We start from the raw sequence: 17,025 nt of genomic DNA on the forward strand, positions 1-17,025 counted from the left end.
AAAGCCGCTTTTTATCCTTCTCAAACATCCCTAAGAACTCATTAGCGCTTTCATGACTAATCTTGGATTGAGCAGAACGCTTGGAGATTTCAGCATGTGCGCCATTTGCAAAAATTCTAGATGAATTGAGACATCTTTCTGAGCGCAAATCATTAGTCGATCGGCATAAGCTTGGAACACTTTGCTGAATCGATTTGGAGCGATCGCGCCTTTTGTCGTCGGGAACTTAGAATCGAATCCGGTCGCAAGTGACCAAGGAAACGTATTATTTCGAGCCAGTTGTTTCTGAAAATCTTGACTCGTCTTGGATTGTTCAAGCCAGCGACGAAGCACTAATGCCGACAATGCACTCACCGTCATTCCCTGACCATAGATCGGACACAGAGCACAGACCGAATCTCCGATCGCGATCAATCCATTCGGCATTTGGATCTCTTCATAGTGATACAGCCGATTCACGGTTGCTCGATGCACTTGAACTTCAGACAACGGCTCAGAATCTACGATCGCTCGATAAAACGCAGGATTATCTAAACTCTGAGCGAACTGTAAAAAGCCTTCGTGATCAGTCGGCGGATAGTCTTTTCCATAGCCCCCCAATGTGGCAATCCATTGATCCGCCTCAACTTGCGCTAAATATCCTAAACGCGGTTGATTGGGCGGCTCCTGACTAATTAACAAGACTTTGCCATCCGGTTGATCCCTAGCGGGAATTCGACAGCGACGAGTCGCATATCCCAAACCGGGATCAACCACCGTCGAACGGGGCGAAGTCAATCCTAGAGATTGTAACCATTGAGGTAGTTGACTACTCCGACCACTCGCATCAACCACGAGTTGAGCCATAAGATCCTTTTGCTGAGTTTTAATTCCTCGGATCGAAGCGCGATCGCCCAACAATCCAATCACTCGCTGCTGTTCTAAAAATTCCACATTCGGCAGCTTGCTCACTCGTTGTCGAATGGTACTTTCGAGCAAAGGACGAGTACAAGTAAAAGACTTTAATTCTGTAGGTGTTTCTGTTCTAGGTGTCCACGTGCCTGCCTGAAAAAACAGAAAATCCTGACCCCAATCAAACGAAACCGCTCCTGCCGCCGTCAAATCTTCTCCGATCCCAGGAAAGAGTTCTTCCAGAATCCGATAGCCTTTGGCATACAACACATGAGGTTGAACAGACTGCGGCACACCCCGACGCGGATCAGCCGATAAAGGAAGCTGATCGCGATCGACAATCATCACCCGTTCAAACTGCTCCGACAACACACGAGCCGCAAGCAGTCCTGCAATACTTCCACCAATCACGATCGCGTGTTGACTCGGCATGAGAATCACCTAAACTATTTCCACTTCCACTTAGAGGATAAGCAACAGCGTTTTGAATTGCAACTTTACAAAGGTCGCGAAACTAGGCTGTTTTTAGCAAAATCTCTTTCGCAGTCTTTGGCAAATCAAGCTCTAGAAAATAGCTGGCAGGATACAAATAATCCTCGCCACTTTCATCGATAATCCGAATATCACCGTCTTTCGCAGCGCCGTCATCTGGAACAATTCGATATAACTTGTGAAGTTCCAGAGATGCCGGATAGCCATCGTTCTTGATGCAAACTGCAAATCGTGATGTTTCTTCTTGCATCGCTCTAATCCAGGTATCGTTTACGTTTCATTTCTTTGCGTCCAATGCCATGAGCTTCGTACCAATGTAGTTCAGCTAAACGAATATCTCCGCTTTCTAGTCTAATCATCGCTGTTCCCTTCAGTTTTCGCCACTTTGCTCTACCGTACTGTTTCCGCAACCGAGCCAAATCGCGAATTCCTTTCCCACTAGCAATTGTTTCGATGTTGTCGATGTCACCGATAATTTCAAAATTCATTAGGCGATCGCCTGTTGCAAAGTCGTTGTGAAGTCTGGATACGAAATGGCAGCCGCTTCTGCTCGGTGAATTGTCGTTGTGCCGGACGCATTTAGAGCCGCGATCGCTAAGCTCATCGCAATTCGGTGATCGGTGTAACTATCAACCTCAGTTCCTTTTAGCGGAATTCCCCCTGTAATTTCCATACCGTCTGGAAGTTCTTTGACCGATGCGCCCATTTGATTGAGTTGTGTTGCCATTACGGTAATACGATCGCTTTCTTTGACGCGCAACTCTTCTGCATCTTTCACGATCGTTGTTCCTTCAGCGAATATCGCCGCGACTGCCAAAATCGGAATTTCATCAATCAATCGAGGAATCACATCGCCAGAGATTTCACAGGCTTTTAATTTGCTGTGTCGGACTCGCAAATCTGCAACGGGTTCGCCTGCGACTTCGCGAGAATTTTCAAGTGTGATATCTGCTCCCATGCGTTCGAGAATTTCTAACACTCCGGTGCGAGTGGGATTGATACCAACATTCTCGATCGTTAAATCTGATCCCGGTACGATCGCACCTGCCACTAACCAAAATGCAGCAGAACTAATATCACCCGGAACAATCACAGTTTGTCCAGTTAACTTCGCTTGTCCAGTGATAGTCACCCTATTCGTATCAGGATCAACGGTTAAATCAGCTCCAAAGGCGCGTAACATTCGTTCACTATGGTCACGAGACAGAGCAGGTTCAGTGACCGTTGTTTGCCCCTCAGTCATCAATCCTGCTAGAAGAATGCAAGATTTCACCTGAGCAGATGCGATCGGGGAATGATAGTGAATCGGTTTTAATGCTTGTCCCTGAATTGCTAACGGTGCAAGCGAATTTTGCTTACGTCCCCAGATTTGTGCGCCCATTTGTTGCAGCGGTTTGACCACACGAGACATTGGACGAGAGCAGAGTGAACTATCGCCCGTTACGGTGAAAAAGCGATCGGGATGCGAAGCTAAAATTCCGAGCATCAAGCGCAAAGTCGTTCCAGAATTGCCAGCATTTAGAACGTCAATCGGCTCAGATAGATTCCCTAGTCCGATGCCTTTGACGCGAACTTCTTCAGTGTTCAATTCTGAAATTTCTGCTCCCATTGCCCGAAAACAACTGGCAGTACTGCGCGGATCTTCCCCCAGTAGCAAGCCTCGAATCGTCGTTTCTCCTTGCGCCAAAGCTCCCAACATCAATGCCCGATGCGAAATCGATTTGTCTCCCGGAATGCGAATGCGACCTTGCAGCGAGACACCGCCAGCGGGAGGCTGGATAACTAAATCATGATGAGGATCGGTGACACGAAGCGAGATCGACATAATCAATGGCAGAAAACGACCTCGTTATCCTACCATTGTGCGAGGTGATATCAATTCAAAGTCAACTGTCCCAAGTGCTGTAGGATTTTCAGAACTTCATGCAAATTATTGCGATAGGGCGATCGAGTCGCAAACAAATCTGAAATTCCATACTGTTGATTCCACAGTTTCACAAATAGGTAACTGCTTCCATTCATCACCATGCCATACAACGGTTTTTCTCGATCTGGAGCAGTTGCCATATAACCTAATGTTTGAGGCAATGCCACTTCTAAATCAAACGTTGTCTTTTTAGATTCAATCAGAATTACCCATAGTCTTTCCTGTAAAACTAAAGCATCAATCCGTCCAGTTAAGACTTCATCGTTGTCGCCTAACGCCTCAACTTGCACAGAAACTTCTGCACGAAATTTATACGGAGCTTGATAGAATCCTGCTAATTCCAACAATGGAGATAGCACAACCATTTTGATTGTTTCTTCTAAAAGAATTCCGTCTGAAATCTGGTAGAGATAATTTTGTCGAACTTGATCGAGTCTGACTTGAATTGCCTCAGACAAAGGCGGCAACTCAGTGAGCCATTCTGAGAAGAATTCAGGATTGTCACTCAGCACCAATCCCAGTTTCTCTTGAACTTGGCGAAAGGTTGTGATGTCTTCTGAGATGGCTAGAGTGTTGACCATTGTGAGGAATGAAATTTTCTTTAGTATATCTAGAAAAAATCAGGCATCCACGGGGTGGAACCAGGAAAGATTCGAGTAGCCGTTTGAATCGCTTCAGGTGTTCCGGTTAACAGTCCTGAAAATGCTAATTGTTCGGCTGTGAAAAGTCCTGTGTAGAGTGGAGAAAGCGATCGTATTTCCATTTCCAGATCTCCGCGTCCTCCAGATGTAACTGTTCCACGACCATTTTCAACCGTGAGAATGAACTTCCCTCGATTGTTCGGCAGGATTGAATCTTGAATGTTTAAATGCAATTCAGCATCAATATTTGGATAGTTCCGCTGTTGGAGTGCTTGTTGTAGATGAACAATCCGAAGCATCCAACATCTGAGCCATTTGATTCGAGCCGTTTGATCGGGTAAAGCGAGATTTAGTACATCAACTGGGGAGCTTTTCCACTCGATACGATCGGTTTGCGATCGATGATTTGATAAAAATGTCCAAAACTGTCTCACAGCCGCAGGAGTCAGCAACACCCAATCTTTGATGTTGATGTAGTTCTCCTTCTGCTCAAAGATAATGTAACCTTCATCTTCAAATTGATAGGCATACACTGGAGTATCTTTGATGTTTTGCCAAATTACAGAATTACGATCGAGAAATCCCTGATTCAGATGAGCTTGCTGATTGTAGAGTTCCTCAAACACATCAGAATCTAAATTCAGCGATCGAACTTCTAAGGTATGCTTCTGGCTTTGAATCGTAGCTGTATCAACTTCCCAAGTACAAAGCGCTCCAGATTGCTCGTAGCCTGCTTTTCGATACAAAGGTTGAGCCGCTGAGAACAATACAGAAATTGGGATTTCTTTGACATAAAGTTCTTCGAGAACGGATTGCATCAGTGCGATCGCAGTTCCTTTTCCTCGATATTCTGGTGCAATTCCCACTCCAGCAATACCGACCATCGGAATGTTAGCTCCGTTATACCATTGCCCCAGAGACAGCAATCCTAAACCGCCTGCAATCTCACCATCACTTTTTAAGATGCGAGTGTTTTCAATACCAAGCCGATTGAGAAAAACAGGCTCACCTGTTGAATTAAAACATTGAACTAGAATGTTTCCTAATTGTTTTAGCTCTTCTGGCTGTTGAGGTGTGTGGTAAGTAAATGTCATTGAATTGTGGTGAGAAGTTGTTGAGCCGTTTTAATTTGTTCGGGGCTAAAGGCGGCTCTGGATAGATAGCTCAGAGAAGCACGATCGCCATATCTTGGATCAACATTAACTGCTTGCTGAAAGATTTGTTTTGCAGAGGTTTGATCGCCTTGTCCTTGGTATGCGATCGCGAGTGCAATCCAAGGATGCGGATTGTTCGGTTCTAGTTCTGCCGCCCGTTTCGCACATTCCACTGACCAATCGTACATTGCTAATCGCTCATACGCTAGGCTCAGATTGAAGTAAGGAATTTCATTGTTTTGATCGAGCATGGTTGCCCAAGTGTGAGCCGCGATCGCATTGATTAGATCACCGTTTACTAAGTACGCGATGCCAAGTGCATTAAAGGTTTCAATGTTGTAGGGATTGTAGGGAATTGTGTTTTGCAAAACGTCGATCGCTTCAGAACGTCGATTGGCAAGATGCAATGTCCAACCTAATCCAATGCGACCGGGAAGATTCTTTTGGTCGAGTTCAACTGCTTTTTGGAAAGCTGCGATCGCTTGGGGAAATTGTTCTTGAGCGCGATACTGAATTCCCTGCTGGCGGTAGTCTGCGGCAGATTGAGCCAATGTTGGTTTTGTCGCTCCAACCATCAAAGCAAGCGAGAATAGAACACTAATGATACGCATAGGTTTGAAGGGCATCAATTTGAGCCGCGATCGCGTCTGGTGATTCAGGTGATTCTACAACAATCAGATAGCCTCTAGGATTCGCGCCTAACCGACTGAGCAAATCGGGCATGTGAGCAAACTGCACCCGTCCGGTACTGTCATACAATTCGAGCGCAGAAAGACACCCGATCGCAGGATTCCAACCTTCACTTTGCGGATAACGTTGATTGTTCGTGAAAAACTTCGGATCTTCTCCGCTGCCATGAATTCTAAACAAGCTTCGTCCGAACATTCCCGCCCAGTAGCTTGCTTGAATCGGGAAGTAGTTTCGCCAACTCGGAGGCAACAATGCGTTATAGCCTTCAAGCTTTCCGGTGAGCGTTCCTTTTCGTCCGGGAATAAACTCTTTCACTCCAGGTTCAAGCGGTGCAAATAGATTCACTAACGGATAAAAACCATAAGCGCGGAAATAATCAGTATCAGGCTGTGGAATGGTTCCTTCAATACGATAGATGCCTTGAGGAGTGTAGCCGCGTGAGAAATTCCAGGACAGATTATGCAGCGATCGAGTCAAAAGTGGCATTGACCAAGCTCCCCGATTTCCGCGCACAAATCGCCCCGTTCGATCTCTGAGAAAAGCAGTACAGAGTTTAGAGCGATCGCGATTACAAAAGACATAAAGCTGCTGCTGATTTGGTACGATCGTCCAATTTAATAGAGCCTGAATTGGCGGCGTTTCTGCAACAGTTGTGAGGTCTTTAATTGTGGTGTAGAGGCTGACGTTCTCATACCATTTCGGAAACCGTTGAGCAATTGAATCAATCCATTGTTGTTGTTGCGGAACAGGTGCGCCCCCTTTTGCGAGTGCAGAGAGCGACATTGCAACCCAGTTCGGATTAGAGCTTTGTGCGATCGTTTGAACAAATTGCTGTTGTAAATTTGGCGTTGGATTGCTCAGATAAAGCTGTGTTGCAATCTGTAGTGACATCTCAACAGTACGAGACTGAGCGGGAGAAAGCCTTTGTGGAGTGAGCGTGAGAATTTGAGCGATCGTATCTCTAACATAAGGATCTTGAGGTTCAATCACTGCGGTTGCCCAGAGTAATTGTCGCCAATGTCGTTCGTTGGAATCTGTGACTGGATAACGGCTCAGATCATAAGCAGCGGGAGAAATGAGGCGTAATTGTTCCTGTCGCTGGCGAATTCGGGCTTCGGAGGTTGCAAGCGGAATTGGATTACTTTGTGCAGGTGTCATCGATCCTGTGAGTACGAGCAATAAACTTGCAAGATGAATGAGTGTACGACGTGCCATAGGAAAACGAGTAGAACTTTAAGTTTCTGACTTAGAAAACGATGCCTTAGTTGCCCTAACCTTCTTCCTAATTGTGTGCTTCGGTTGAATCAGCTTCAGCCCCCTAAATCCCCCATTCTGGGGGACTTTGAGACCAGAAAAGTTTAGTGCTTTATGATCCTGTTTCTACTTTCAAAGTCCCCCAAATTTGGGGGATTTAGGGGGCATTAGCCGACTAAAACGAAGTAACAAAACACCTGAGCGAATAGGACTTGAAGGCTGAGAACGTTTTAGCTTGAAATCAAGTAATCACGGTCGGTTGATCCATTCCCGTCAACTCTTTAATCCGAGCTACCGAATCCGCAATCTGAATCAATTCCGCCAATGCCACCTGTGGATCAGCCTCATGTTTCGCCGGATCAGCCTCATACCGTTCTACATACAGTCGCAATGTCGCGCCCTGTGTTCCCGTCCCAGACAATCGAAACACAATCCGCGATCCATCCGTAAAACCAATCCGAACTCCCTGTTTCTGACTGACACTGCCATCGATCGGGTCAGTATAGCTAAAGTCATCACTGTACTCGACTTCGTAGCTACCAAACTTCTGACCTTTCAGCGTCGGGAGCTTCTCTCTCAATTGCGTGATCAATGTATTTGCCCGATCGCTATCGATCGCTTCATAGTCATGTCGAGAATAGTAGTTCCGCCCGTAAGTTCTCCAATGCTCTCGCATCAATTCTTCTACGGATTTCCCAGTCACCGCAAAAATGTTCAACCAGAACAAGACTGCCCACAATCCATCTTTTTCCCGAATGTGATTCGATCCGGTTCCAAAGCTTTCTTCACCGCAAAGAGTGGCTTTATCCGCATCGAGCAAATTACCAAAAAACTTCCATCCGGTCGGCGTTTCGTAGCAATCAATTCCAAGTTTTGCAGCCACTCGATCGGGAGCTTGTGAAGTCGGCATCGATCGAGCAATTCCCGCCAGTCCATTTCGATAGCCCGGAACTAAAGTCGCATTCGCCGCTAACACTGCCAAACTATCACTTGGAGTGACGAAAAAGTGCCGACCGAGAATCATATTACGATCGCCATCTCCATCCGAAGCGGCTCCAAAATCGGGCGCATTCTCACCAAACATCACTTCAACTAAATCATGCGCGTACACCAAATTCGGATCAGGATGTCCGCCGCCAAAATCTTCCAGCGGGGTTCCATTTTGTACCGTTCCTTCCGGTGCGCCCAATCGCCCTTCAAAAATTGCGTGAGCATACGAACCCGTCACCGCATGAAGTGAATCCATGCACATCCGAAACTTGCCACCTGTGAGCAATTGACGAATCCGATCGAAGTCAAACAGCGATTCCATCAGTGCTGCATAATCAATCACCGAATCAATAACTTCCACAGTCATGCCGTCGAGTTGCGTCGTTCCAAGGATGTCTAAATTTACATCTGGCGCATCGGAAATTTTGTACTCGGTGATGGTTTTACTGCGATCGTAAATCGCATCAGTGACTTTCTCTGGAGCGGGACCGCCATTCTCAACGTTGTACTTAATCCCAAAATCGCCATCAGGACCGCCCGGATTGTGGCTTGCAGACAGAATGATGCCGCCAAAAGCGCTATATTTCCGAATCACAGCAGAAGTCGCAGGAGTCGAAAGAATGCCACCTTGACCGACTTTGACGCGCCCAAATCCATTCGCTGCCGCCATTTTCAGAATAATTTGAACGGCTTGCCGATTATAGAAGCGACCATCGCCGCCTAGAACCAAGGTTTGCCCTGCAAAATCGCCAATACTATCAAAAATCGCCTGCACAAAATTTTCGAGATAATGCGGTTGCTGAAAGACGGTTACGAGTTTCCGCAAGCCAGATGTTCCCGGCTTTTGATCGGAAAACGGCTGTGTTGTCACGGTTTTGAAGGTCATGATAGCTTCTTTTCTGAGTCCAAGTTTTAGCTGGCAAATTCATTGTCCTCTAGTTTTGCATGATGAGAGCATTGGATGTGAGGAGTGGGGAGTGGGGTTAAGAATTACGTCTTTCTCAAAATTGGATGGATCGCGGTTGATACGATCGCAGAACTTGAAAACTCCCTTCATCACGTCTCAATCTTATGACCACAACTGTTTCTTACCCCTACACCGCTGACCTCGCAAGCGATGATTATCTCGTGGTCGGTTTAGCCACTTGCTTCATCAAAGACGATGATGGCGTTCACGAAGTCCATGTCGTCGAACCGATTCCCTCAGCCGCACTCGAAGCGATCGTCAAAGGCATTCCCACTTCATATCAATTGGCAGCCGCAACGACGATCGGAACGGTGATCTCTGAAGATGCGTTTCGTGCGCCCGAAAATTTCCCCGCTGATGTCCAATTCTGCGACGATTTCGCTTTTCGTGCCACTTCATCCGCTCGGACGTACAAAGCTAAAAACAGCGCTCAATCTCACATTCCAGCAGGCACAACGCGAACCGATTTTAATTTCTCAATCGATCGCAAGCGCGTACTCAACTCACAGCGCATTGTAAAAACTGAGGATAATGTAAAACAACATAAGTACACTCACGAAGTTCTGTAACTATGCTTAAGCTGTATGGTGGTGCGCGGAGTCGAGCCTCGATCGTGCAATGGTATCTCGAAGAATTAGAGATTCCTTACGAGTTCGTCATGCTCGATATGCAGGCTGGAGAACACCGACAACCGGACTTTTGCGAAATCAATCCGTTTGCCAAAGTTCCCGCGATCGTCGATGGCGATCTCAAACTCTGGGAGTCGGGCGCAATTTTGCTATATTTGCACGATCGATACGGTCAAGCGGATTTGAATCAAAGAGCGATCGCGGCTCAGTGGGTTTTGTTTGCCAATGCCACTTTAGGACCTGGGGTTTTTGTCGAATCCAATCGAGAGCGAGAAATGCCGCGATTGATGCAGCCGCTGGATGAAATTTTCGGAAAGCGGAAGTTTATTGCAGGCGATGAATTTACCGTGTCAGATGTCGCAGTCGGTTCAATGTTGGCGTACATTCCGCTGATGTTGCGTCTTGATTTGAGCGAATATCCGAACGTTTTGGATTATATGAAGCGAATCGCTGAACGTCCTGCATTTCAAAAAGCGATCGGCGGACGCAAGTAATCTCATCCCACCAGTTGATTCAGTCCTTCGATAATTTGCTCCAGTTCTTCTGCTGAAACACTACTGATCTTTGTATCCAATCGTTCAGTAGAAAGTGTGCCGATTTGACTAATCTTTACCCACGATCGCTTTGGCAACTGTGCGCTTGTTAATTCCAAAGTTAGCGGAAACGCGGCTTTAGGTTCTTGACTTGTCACCGCCAAAGCGATTACGGTTCCTGAACGTTGATTAAACGTGTCTTGACTGATGATCAAAACAGGTCGGATTCCTGCCTGTTCTCGTCCACGAACCGGATTGAGATCCGCCCACCAGATTTCGCCTCTTAATATTCGCCCCATGTCTCTAGCTCAAATTCCATTCCTTCTTCGGCGATCGCTTGTTCTTCTTGAGGGTCAAGTTTGGCGCATTCAATGGCAAGACGATTTTGTTCAAACAGCGATCGAATTGCAGTTTGAATAACTTCTTCCGCGTTCGCAAACTGTCCCGATTCGATTAAGGCTTGAACGAATTGCTCTTGTTCCGATTGAAGCGTGATGTTCATGAATCGAATTTTTTCTTTTATCCTAACTGACGATTAGAACTTGCAAAAAAGGGGGTCAAAATCGCCCCCTCTTTTTTTATCTTTTGTTCCAGTGATTTATTTGAAACCGACCGCTGCTTGCCACACAAACGCCAGCAACAGAAAGAACACAGGAATCACAGGCAGAATATCTACCAGCGGATCAAAAATGGCATAAGCTTCGGGCAATTTTGCGAGTAGCATTGCTGCTTCCATGACTCGATGACCTCTCCAACACAGGACTCATAATTGATACGGATTTTAACATGATTCGACGATCGACTCTAGTTGATCCAGTTCTCTATCAATACAATGTAATTACATTTCTAGAAGCCGTATGAGTACAACCATTAGAACTCAAATTGTGAAGGTTGGAAATTCTCAAGGGATCAGAATTCCGAACTGGCTTCTGGAGCAGAGTGGCATCACGGGCGAGGTTGAGATTGAAGTGCAGCAAAATCAACTGATTATTCGACCTGCAACGCATCCACGGGCGGGCTGGGAAGCCGCGATCAAGGCAGTCATAGCAGAACACCCAGACAAGGGATTGCTAGACGATGAAACCTCGACGCGGTGGGACGAAAGTGAATGGCGATGGTAGTGCGTCGATTTGATACGTTTCTGGCGCAGCGCGTTATCTAGCTTCAACTGGTTTGAGCCATTGTGCAAATTCAGTATGAAATGTGCCGTTGAAAATCGCGGCTCGAATCCGTTGGGTGAATCGAATTAGTTCGGTGATGTTGTGAATCGAGATGAGCGTATACGCCAAAAGTTCTTGCGATCGCAGTAAATGACTCACATAAGCCCGACTGAAATTCTGGCAGGTGTAACACGGGCAAGTTTCATCGATCGACGTAAAATCCTCCCGAAATCTAGCATTCTTCAAATTCCAGCGTTCTCCCTGCACTAAAGCCGCTCCGTGTCGTGCTAACCGAGTTGGAATCACACAGTCGAATAAATCCATTCCTGCCGCGATCGCTCGTGCCATTTCTCGATACGTGCCCACTCCCATTAGATAACGCGGCTTATCTTCGGGTAATAACGGCGTTGTAGCTTGAACGACTCGATCGATAATTTCTGGAGCTTCTCCCACGCTAACTCCCCCGATCGCGTATCCAGGTAAATCTAAGTCAGCTAATTGTCGAACCGCTTCGGCTCTGAGGTCTAAAAACTCTCCACCTTGAACAATTCCAAACAAGGCTTGATCAGGTCGTTTATGCGCCTCAACACAGCGTTTGAGCCATTCATAAGTTCGGCTCGTCGCTTTCTCGGTGGCATCACGTCCGACTCCCGGTGGTGGACATTCATCGAACGCCATGATTACATCCGCGCCTAATGCGTTTTGAATCTCGATCGACTTCTCTGGCGTAATTTTGATCATTTGACCATCACGAGGCGATCGAAACGTCACACCTTCATCGGTAATCGATCGCATTTCACTCAAGCTAAAGACCTGAAACCCGCCAGAATCAGTCAGCATCGGTTTCGACCAATTCATAAACCGATGCACTCCACCCGCTTTTTCTACAATGTCTTCCCCAGGCTGCAAGTGCAAATGATAGGTATTCGATAGCACCATCTGTGCCCCTGTCTCTTCGAGTTGGGCAGGAGTAATTGTTTTGACATTCGCCAACGTTCCCACGGGCATAAAGCGAGGCGTTTCAACAATGCCATGCGGGGTGTGGAAAACTCCAGCGCGGGCGTGAGTGTGTTTGCAGTGAGCCTGACATTGAAAAGAAAACTGATTCAAGGCGCTATTCCGAAATAAATGCAGATTCCATCATAGATGTGCCATGAGGCGAATGCGATCGTCTTCCCCAAAGGTGATTGCACTCGATCGCACCTTGCCTAAACTCAAAGTTAGGATCAGGAAACCTTAGAATTTTTCTCAGCTTTCATAATTCTTTCATTTTCTGCGGTAACTTAGTAACATTAGCTTTCATTTTTCTTTCATTTTTGACTGGAGAACTTGTTATGCAATCGGCTTCCTTTTTTGATAACGCGAGTCCCAATCCCCGATTCACAGTGCACACCCAAGCGCAACAAGCCACGTCGAATCTGGTGGTCGATAACCTGAGCGTGAAGTATCGATCGATCGATGCGCTCACTGATGTCAGTTTCTCTGTGAAACCCGGTCGCTTAGTTGGAATCTTTGGACCGAATGGAGCGGGAAAAAGTACGCTGATCAAAGCCATGTTGGGTTTGATTCCGGCAGTAAATGGCAAGGTGCTTTATCAAGGAAAGCCGTTAGTCGATCAATTGGATCAAGTTGCTTATGTACCGCAACGATCGCAAATTGATTGGAGCTACCCAGTCACGGTTTGGGATGTTGTGATGATGGGACGCACCAAGAAAACGGGATGGTTCCAGCGCTATTCTTCAGTGAGTCGGAGATTGGCAACCCAAGCATTGGAACGAGTTGGAATGATCGAATTTCGCGATCGAGCCATTTCTGATTTATCCGGTGGTCAACAGCAAAGAGTCTTTCTCGCACGCGCACTGGCACAACAGGCAGAAGTCTTTTGCTTTGACGAGCCGTTTGTGGGAATTGATCAGAAAACACAGACGATTATGTTCGATGTGTTCAAAGAATTGACCCGCGAGAATAAATTAATTCTGGTTGTGAATCACGATCTGGGCGAATCGATCACACACTTCGATGATTTGATTTTGCTCAACAAATCGCTGGTTGCAAGTGGAACCCGTCAGCAAGTCTTGACTCAGGAAAATCTCGAACAGGCTTACGGTGGTAGAGTTGTCTTTTTCTCGGAAGCGGCTTAACCATGAGTGTCCTGATTGAGCCTTTACAATACGGATTCATGCAGCGATCGCTAATCATTGCAATCCTCGTCGGATTGATTTGCGCGATCGTAGGAAGTTACCTAATCGTTCAGCGGTTAGCTCTATTAGGAGATGCGATTAGTCACTCTGTTTTACCCGGATTAGCGATCGCATTTCTATTTGGATTTAATATTTTTGTCGGTGCTTTTATCGCGGGCGTTCTCAGTACTGTCATTATTGCTTGGATACGAGCGCGATCTCCGATTAAAGAAGATGCTGCAATGGGCATTGTCTTTAGTGCCTTCTTTGCATTAGGAATTACGTTGATCACAGTGATTCAGAAAGATAACAAAATCGATTTGAATCATTTTCTATTCGGTAATATTTTAGGTGTTACGCTCGGCGATGTTCGAGATACAGCGATTATTGCTACGGTAATTTTAGCGATCGTATTTCTCTTCTATAAAGAACTACTCTTCTACACATTCGATTCTTTGGGCGCACAAGCTGCAGGACTTCCGACAAATTTATTAAATCTCGGCTTAATGGTGCTGATTGCTTTAACGATCGTTGCCAGTATGAAAGCCGTTGGAGTAATTTTAGTTTTATCGCTTCTAATTACACCCGGTGCAACCGCTTATTTATTAGTTAAACGATTGCATCATGTGATGATTTTAGGAGCCGCGATCGGGATTCTCTCTAGCATTAGTGGCATGTATCTGAGCTATTTTTACAATTTGCCATCCGGAGCCGCGATCGTCATGGTCGCATCTGGATTATTTTTCCTAGCATTCCTCTTGAGTCCGCGACACGGCATCCTCACACAGCCAGGATCGAGGACTTTACCTTCATTGCCCATTCTGCAAGAGATTCGAGACTTGATGCCTAAAAATCGTCAAAAGGGTTAAACGAATCAAATCGACTGCGGCGCGGTTCATCTTCGCGATTGCCAAGTTCGCTAGGGGGGCGCTCATTGCTCCAAGCCCACCACACCTGCCCGCATTGACAGTGATAAAACTCCTGCCATTTTTTGCGGTAGTCCTCCGTGAACACAGGCGATCGACGATTGATCCAAACGCGATCGGATTCCTTAGAAGACTTGTGACAGGTTGGACAAGTGAAAGAAAACGAATGGACCGCCGTTTGTGTCCAGGTAGGCGGAACAGGTTCAAAAGCGTCCATCATGTGTTGGGTCGGTTAACGCTGACCTCATTATGACGTGGAATCGGAGTTTCGAGATCATTCCGCTAGAGAGCAACGAGATTGTTGTGCCGAAATGAAAAATCTTAGGTATCTTTCTAGGGGCACTCTCAATCCTGTATCATTTGTTCGCCTCTACCCATGAGCTTACTTAATCTCGTCTCCCTCGCTGGAATCTTCGGCTTATGTGCGATCGCCTGGTTATTCTCGGAAGATCGTCACGCGAAAGTCTTTCCCTGGCGCGTTGTTGCCGCTGGAATCTTGCTGCAATTAGCGCTCGGTGCAATGGTATTTGCCGTTCCTGGAACTCGTGATGCCCTTCAGGTTTTCAGTAACCTTTTGGATAGCGTTTTTACAGCGGCAGATGCGGGAGCGCGATTTGTGTTTGGGCGAAATATTGTGCCTGCTGCTGGACAAACTCCAGACGTAAATTTGGGCTATATCTTCGCGTTTCGAGCACTGCCAACGGTGATATTTTTCTCTGGGTTGATGGCGTTGCTGCAAAATTTGGGTGTGATTCAGGTCGTAACAAATCTATTCGCGAAAGTGTTCTACTGGACGATGCGATTGAGTGGAGCCGAAGCCTTAAGTGGAGCCGCGAATATTTTTGTCGGGATTGAAGCTGCGATCGTCGTTAAACCCTATCTTCCCAAGATGACTCGCAGCGAATTGTGCGCGATTCTGTCTTGTTGCTTCGGAACCGCTGCCTCTTCAACGTTGGCAATTTATGTCAGTTTCTTACGTCCGGTCTTTCCAAACATTCTTGGGCACTTGGTTTCGGCTTCGATCATTGCAATTCCTGCCTGTTTCGTTCTGTCTAAGATTCTTGTGCCAGAAACCGAGAAGCCTTTGACGATGGGCGGTATTCCTAAAGATGAAAAGAAATGGCTGGCAGAAGATGGCGAAATGCTCGAAGAAGTGATTCAGATTGAAGAAGAGCGCGTTAGTCCATTAGATGCTGCAATCATGGGAGCGCTGGACGGGGTGAAAATGGCAGTGTCGATCGCGGCTGTTCTGATCCTGATTCTCGGTTTAGTTTCTTTGATTAATCAAATCTTTGGCGGACTTGCAACTCTGCCTGCTCCGATCGGGGACTTCTTCAAAGTTGTGACCTTAGCGAATATTGCCGGAGCTTTATTTCTGCCGTTTACCTTCCTCACAGGTGTTTCACTGGAATGGAATGAGCTTTGGGAATCTTCAGTCATCATCGGGCGACGATTGTTAGAAACTGCCATTCCTCCGTATCAAGCTTTAGCCGCAGCCGCAGCAAGACCAGAGAATCCGATCAGCGATCGAGCCGTTCTCATTGTTAGTTACGCACTCTCTGGATTTGCTCATTTAGCCTCGGTCGGAATTTTTGTGGGAGGCACGATCGCGCTGATTCCTTCCCGTCGCAAGGATATCTCTGAGCTAGGCTGGAAAGCGCTGTTTGTTGGTACGTTAGCAACGATGATGATCGCTTGTGTGGCAGGAGTGTTTGATACAGGCACTCCCGGAATTTTGGGAGAGAAAGCGGCTCCAGCGGTTGTTACTCCCAGTCCGAAGCCGAGTATTGTTCCGGTTCCGTCTGCGCCGCCTTCTCCCAAAGCTGCACCTAAAGCAGTCAAATCTCCAAAACCCAGCCCGAAACCGAACTAAGGAGATTTCTACGAAAGAGCTTACCGCTTGAAAGACTGCCCTTCGGCTTCGCTCAGGGCGCGATCTCTAGCTGACTGAGCGAAGCCGAAGACAGCGGGTAATTTGTTTTCGATAAATCTCCTAAGTTCCCAATCCTTTTGTGGCAGTTTGACTCACTAATCCTTGATACTTCTGCAACACGCGCCAACAATACTCCGCGATGCTGGGATAACGGTAGCCATTGTAGAACTGAGTGTGGGTCGATCGATATAAATTCGGATTGCCACTATACCACCAAGCTGCAACTCGTCGAACTGCGATCGCTTCATCTCCCGCTGCTGCGATAATCGATCGTTGCCAATATTGGTTCAGTTTGTGATCGATAATTGCAATTTGCAAATCCGGGCGACTGAGAAACTGGTCTCTTGAAAGCACATATCCTAAAGCTTCTCGTGACCATTTCGGTAAATTGTTGGGCATGACTTGGGCGTACCCTAGCGCACCGGAATGGGGATTGATCGCCCGAAAATTTCTGCCACTTTCTTGACCAATAATTGCCCACCGCAGCACTGTAATCGAATCGTCGGAATCGGGTTGCTCTTGGCTCGATCGTTTTCGCTGAGAATCCTCCGATAGGCTGGAGACCACTTCTTGGCAGGCTGATAGATTAAGGGATAGCAAGATGCAACTGAGCAAAATGGGGAAGCGAAATCTCGCGAATGTGTTGTTTATTCGCATG

The 17,025-nt window shown here is 46.7% G+C and carries 21 protein-coding genes; 6 read left to right on the forward strand and 15 right to left on the reverse strand.

The annotated features are described in order from the left end of the window. Positions 1–30: 30 nt before the first annotated feature. The 9 genes from ACQ4M5_RS11135 to ACQ4M5_RS11175 all read right to left on the reverse strand — a co-directional run bounded on the left by ACQ4M5_RS11135 (position 31) and on the right by ACQ4M5_RS11175 (position 8,925). On the reverse strand, positions 31–1,323 hold the full coding sequence (locus ACQ4M5_RS11135) for an FAD-dependent oxidoreductase (protein ID WP_430675679.1): 1,293 nt from the start codon (positions 1,321–1,323) through the stop codon (positions 31–33). A gap of 82 nt (positions 1,324–1,405) precedes the next feature. Beyond that, on the reverse strand, positions 1,406–1,633 hold the full coding sequence (locus ACQ4M5_RS11140; RefSeq protein WP_430675680.1) for a hypothetical protein: 228 nt from the start codon (positions 1,631–1,633) through the stop codon (positions 1,406–1,408). A 4-nt stretch (positions 1,634–1,637) separates the two neighbouring features. Then, positions 1,638–1,871, reverse strand: coding sequence for a hypothetical protein (locus tag ACQ4M5_RS11145; RefSeq protein ID WP_430675681.1), 234 nt, complete (start codon positions 1,869–1,871; stop codon positions 1,638–1,640). Further along, a complete protein-coding gene (aroA, locus tag ACQ4M5_RS11150; RefSeq protein WP_430675682.1) occupies positions 1,871–3,208 on the reverse strand; it encodes a 3-phosphoshikimate 1-carboxyvinyltransferase in 1,338 nt (445 codons plus the stop codon). Before aroA ends, ACQ4M5_RS11145 begins: the two co-directional genes overlap by 1 nt. Before the next feature lie 50 nt (positions 3,209–3,258). Beyond that, the gene (locus ACQ4M5_RS11155) at positions 3,259–3,891 is read right to left on the reverse strand and encodes a type I restriction endonuclease subunit R (RefSeq protein ID WP_430675683.1); all 633 of its coding nucleotides are present in this window, start codon (positions 3,889–3,891) and stop codon (positions 3,259–3,261) included. A gap of 29 nt (positions 3,892–3,920) precedes the next feature. Further along, a complete protein-coding gene (locus ACQ4M5_RS11160) occupies positions 3,921–5,045 on the reverse strand; it encodes a GNAT family N-acetyltransferase (RefSeq protein ID WP_430675684.1) in 1,125 nt (374 codons plus the stop codon). Beyond that, the gene (locus ACQ4M5_RS11165) at positions 5,042–5,716 is read right to left on the reverse strand and encodes a tetratricopeptide repeat protein (RefSeq protein ID WP_430675685.1); all 675 of its coding nucleotides are present in this window, start codon (positions 5,714–5,716) and stop codon (positions 5,042–5,044) included. Before ACQ4M5_RS11165 ends, ACQ4M5_RS11160 begins: the two co-directional genes overlap by 4 nt. Beyond that, positions 5,703–7,010 (reverse strand): hypothetical protein, encoded by a 1,308-nt coding sequence (locus ACQ4M5_RS11170; RefSeq protein WP_430675686.1) that lies wholly within the window; start codon positions 7,008–7,010, stop codon positions 5,703–5,705. The genes ACQ4M5_RS11165 and ACQ4M5_RS11170 overlap by 14 nt, the downstream gene beginning before the upstream one ends. A 280-nt stretch (positions 7,011–7,290) precedes the next feature. Then, the gene (locus tag ACQ4M5_RS11175) at positions 7,291–8,925 is read right to left on the reverse strand and encodes an alpha-D-glucose phosphate-specific phosphoglucomutase (protein WP_430675687.1); all 1,635 of its coding nucleotides are present in this window, start codon (positions 8,923–8,925) and stop codon (positions 7,291–7,293) included. 185 nt (positions 8,926–9,110) lie between these two features. Here ACQ4M5_RS11175 and ACQ4M5_RS11180 point away from each other — a divergent pair, with 185 nt between their 5' ends. Together ACQ4M5_RS11180 and ACQ4M5_RS11185 are read left to right on the forward strand one after the other, a co-directional pair. Next, entirely contained in the window at positions 9,111–9,575 is a 465-nt protein-coding gene (locus ACQ4M5_RS11180; protein ID WP_430675688.1) for a hypothetical protein, read from the forward strand. 2 nt (positions 9,576–9,577) lie between these two features. Further along, entirely contained in the window at positions 9,578–10,129 is a 552-nt protein-coding gene (locus tag ACQ4M5_RS11185; RefSeq protein ID WP_430675689.1) for a glutathione S-transferase family protein, read from the forward strand. A 2-nt stretch (positions 10,130–10,131) separates the two neighbouring features. Here the strand turns inward: ACQ4M5_RS11185 and ACQ4M5_RS11190 are convergent, their stop codons facing one another. The 3 genes from ACQ4M5_RS11190 to ACQ4M5_RS11200 all read right to left on the reverse strand — a co-directional run bounded on the left by ACQ4M5_RS11190 (position 10,132) and on the right by ACQ4M5_RS11200 (position 10,904). After that, positions 10,132–10,467, reverse strand: coding sequence for a type II toxin-antitoxin system PemK/MazF family toxin (locus tag ACQ4M5_RS11190; RefSeq protein ID WP_430675690.1), 336 nt, complete (start codon positions 10,465–10,467; stop codon positions 10,132–10,134). Beyond that, entirely contained in the window at positions 10,452–10,670 is a 219-nt protein-coding gene (locus tag ACQ4M5_RS11195) for a ribbon-helix-helix domain-containing protein (RefSeq protein ID WP_430675691.1), read from the reverse strand. The genes ACQ4M5_RS11190 and ACQ4M5_RS11195 overlap by 16 nt, the downstream gene beginning before the upstream one ends. Before the next feature lie 96 nt (positions 10,671–10,766). Continuing rightward, positions 10,767–10,904: a photosystem II reaction center protein K gene (locus ACQ4M5_RS11200; RefSeq protein ID WP_430675692.1), complete on the reverse strand. Its 138-nt coding sequence runs from the start codon at positions 10,902–10,904 to the stop codon at positions 10,767–10,769. Positions 10,905–11,025: 121 nt separating this feature from the next. Between ACQ4M5_RS11200 and ACQ4M5_RS11205 the strand changes: the two genes are divergently transcribed. Beyond that, positions 11,026–11,289, forward strand: coding sequence for an AbrB/MazE/SpoVT family DNA-binding domain-containing protein (locus tag ACQ4M5_RS11205; protein ID WP_430675693.1), 264 nt, complete (start codon positions 11,026–11,028; stop codon positions 11,287–11,289). Positions 11,290–11,322: 33 nt separating this feature from the next. On the opposite strand, the gene tgt is transcribed toward ACQ4M5_RS11205, so the two are convergent. Next, positions 11,323–12,438: a tRNA guanosine(34) transglycosylase Tgt gene (gene tgt / locus ACQ4M5_RS11210; RefSeq protein ID WP_430675694.1), complete on the reverse strand. Its 1,116-nt coding sequence runs from the start codon at positions 12,436–12,438 to the stop codon at positions 11,323–11,325. Between the two features lie 224 nt (positions 12,439–12,662). On the opposite strand from tgt, the gene ACQ4M5_RS11215 reads away from it, so the two are divergent. Then, on the forward strand, positions 12,663–13,469 hold the full coding sequence (locus ACQ4M5_RS11215) for a metal ABC transporter ATP-binding protein (RefSeq protein ID WP_430675695.1): 807 nt from the start codon (positions 12,663–12,665) through the stop codon (positions 13,467–13,469). Positions 13,470–13,471: 2 nt separating this feature from the next. Beyond that, on the forward strand, positions 13,472–14,377 hold the full coding sequence (locus ACQ4M5_RS11220) for a metal ABC transporter permease (protein WP_430675696.1): 906 nt from the start codon (positions 13,472–13,474) through the stop codon (positions 14,375–14,377). Here ACQ4M5_RS11220 and ACQ4M5_RS11225 read toward each other — a convergent pair. Continuing rightward, on the reverse strand, positions 14,355–14,654 hold the full coding sequence (locus ACQ4M5_RS11225) for a hypothetical protein (RefSeq protein ID WP_430675697.1): 300 nt from the start codon (positions 14,652–14,654) through the stop codon (positions 14,355–14,357). The genes ACQ4M5_RS11220 and ACQ4M5_RS11225 overlap by 23 nt on opposite strands. Before the next feature lie 156 nt (positions 14,655–14,810). Here ACQ4M5_RS11225 and ACQ4M5_RS11230 point away from each other — a divergent pair, with 156 nt between their 5' ends. Then, a complete protein-coding gene (locus ACQ4M5_RS11230) occupies positions 14,811–16,307 on the forward strand; it encodes a NupC/NupG family nucleoside CNT transporter (RefSeq protein ID WP_430675698.1) in 1,497 nt (498 codons plus the stop codon). A gap of 120 nt (positions 16,308–16,427) precedes the next feature. On the opposite strand, the gene ACQ4M5_RS11235 is transcribed toward ACQ4M5_RS11230, so the two are convergent. Beyond that, a complete protein-coding gene (locus ACQ4M5_RS11235; RefSeq protein WP_430675699.1) occupies positions 16,428–16,967 on the reverse strand; it encodes a hypothetical protein in 540 nt (179 codons plus the stop codon). Positions 16,968–17,025 lie beyond the last annotated feature (58 nt).

This window comes from Leptolyngbya sp. AN10, assembly GCF_050565645.1.
Taxonomy (GTDB): Bacteria; Cyanobacteriota; Cyanobacteriia; order Leptolyngbyales; family Leptolyngbyaceae; genus Leptolyngbya.

Bases quoted from the DNA above. Each gene is read 5' to 3' on its own strand.
- ACQ4M5_RS11135 (WP_430675679.1), bottom strand. From the start codon at position 1,323: ATGCCGAGTCAACACGCGATCGTGATTGGTGGAAGTATTGCAGGACTG.
- ACQ4M5_RS11140 (WP_430675680.1), bottom strand. From the start codon at position 1,633: ATGCAAGAAGAAACATCACGATTTGCAGTTTGCATCAAGAACGATGGC.
- ACQ4M5_RS11145 (WP_430675681.1), bottom strand. From the start codon at position 1,871: ATGAATTTTGAAATTATCGGTGACATCGACAACATCGAAACAATTGCT.
- aroA (WP_430675682.1), bottom strand. From the start codon at position 3,208: ATGTCGATCTCGCTTCGTGTCACCGATCCTCATCATGATTTAGTTATC.
- ACQ4M5_RS11155 (WP_430675683.1), bottom strand. From the start codon at position 3,891: ATGGTCAACACTCTAGCCATCTCAGAAGACATCACAACCTTTCGCCAA.
- ACQ4M5_RS11160 (WP_430675684.1), bottom strand. From the start codon at position 5,045: ATGACATTTACTTACCACACACCTCAACAGCCAGAAGAGCTAAAACAA.
- ACQ4M5_RS11165 (WP_430675685.1), bottom strand. From the start codon at position 5,716: ATGCGTATCATTAGTGTTCTATTCTCGCTTGCTTTGATGGTTGGAGCG.
- ACQ4M5_RS11170 (WP_430675686.1), bottom strand. From the start codon at position 7,010: ATGGCACGTCGTACACTCATTCATCTTGCAAGTTTATTGCTCGTACTC.
- ACQ4M5_RS11175 (WP_430675687.1), bottom strand. From the start codon at position 8,925: ATGACCTTCAAAACCGTGACAACACAGCCGTTTTCCGATCAAAAGCCG.
- ACQ4M5_RS11180 (WP_430675688.1), top strand. From the start codon at position 9,111: ATGACCACAACTGTTTCTTACCCCTACACCGCTGACCTCGCAAGCGAT.
- ACQ4M5_RS11185 (WP_430675689.1), top strand. From the start codon at position 9,578: ATGCTTAAGCTGTATGGTGGTGCGCGGAGTCGAGCCTCGATCGTGCAA.
- ACQ4M5_RS11190 (WP_430675690.1), bottom strand. From the start codon at position 10,467: ATGGGGCGAATATTAAGAGGCGAAATCTGGTGGGCGGATCTCAATCCG.
- ACQ4M5_RS11195 (WP_430675691.1), bottom strand. From the start codon at position 10,670: ATGAACATCACGCTTCAATCGGAACAAGAGCAATTCGTTCAAGCCTTA.
- ACQ4M5_RS11200 (WP_430675692.1), bottom strand. From the start codon at position 10,904: ATGGAAGCAGCAATGCTACTCGCAAAATTGCCCGAAGCTTATGCCATT.
- ACQ4M5_RS11205 (WP_430675693.1), top strand. From the start codon at position 11,026: ATGAGTACAACCATTAGAACTCAAATTGTGAAGGTTGGAAATTCTCAA.
- ACQ4M5_RS11215 (WP_430675695.1), top strand. From the start codon at position 12,663: ATGCAATCGGCTTCCTTTTTTGATAACGCGAGTCCCAATCCCCGATTC.
- ACQ4M5_RS11220 (WP_430675696.1), top strand. From the start codon at position 13,472: ATGAGTGTCCTGATTGAGCCTTTACAATACGGATTCATGCAGCGATCG.
- ACQ4M5_RS11225 (WP_430675697.1), bottom strand. From the start codon at position 14,654: ATGATGGACGCTTTTGAACCTGTTCCGCCTACCTGGACACAAACGGCG.
- ACQ4M5_RS11230 (WP_430675698.1), top strand. From the start codon at position 14,811: ATGAGCTTACTTAATCTCGTCTCCCTCGCTGGAATCTTCGGCTTATGT.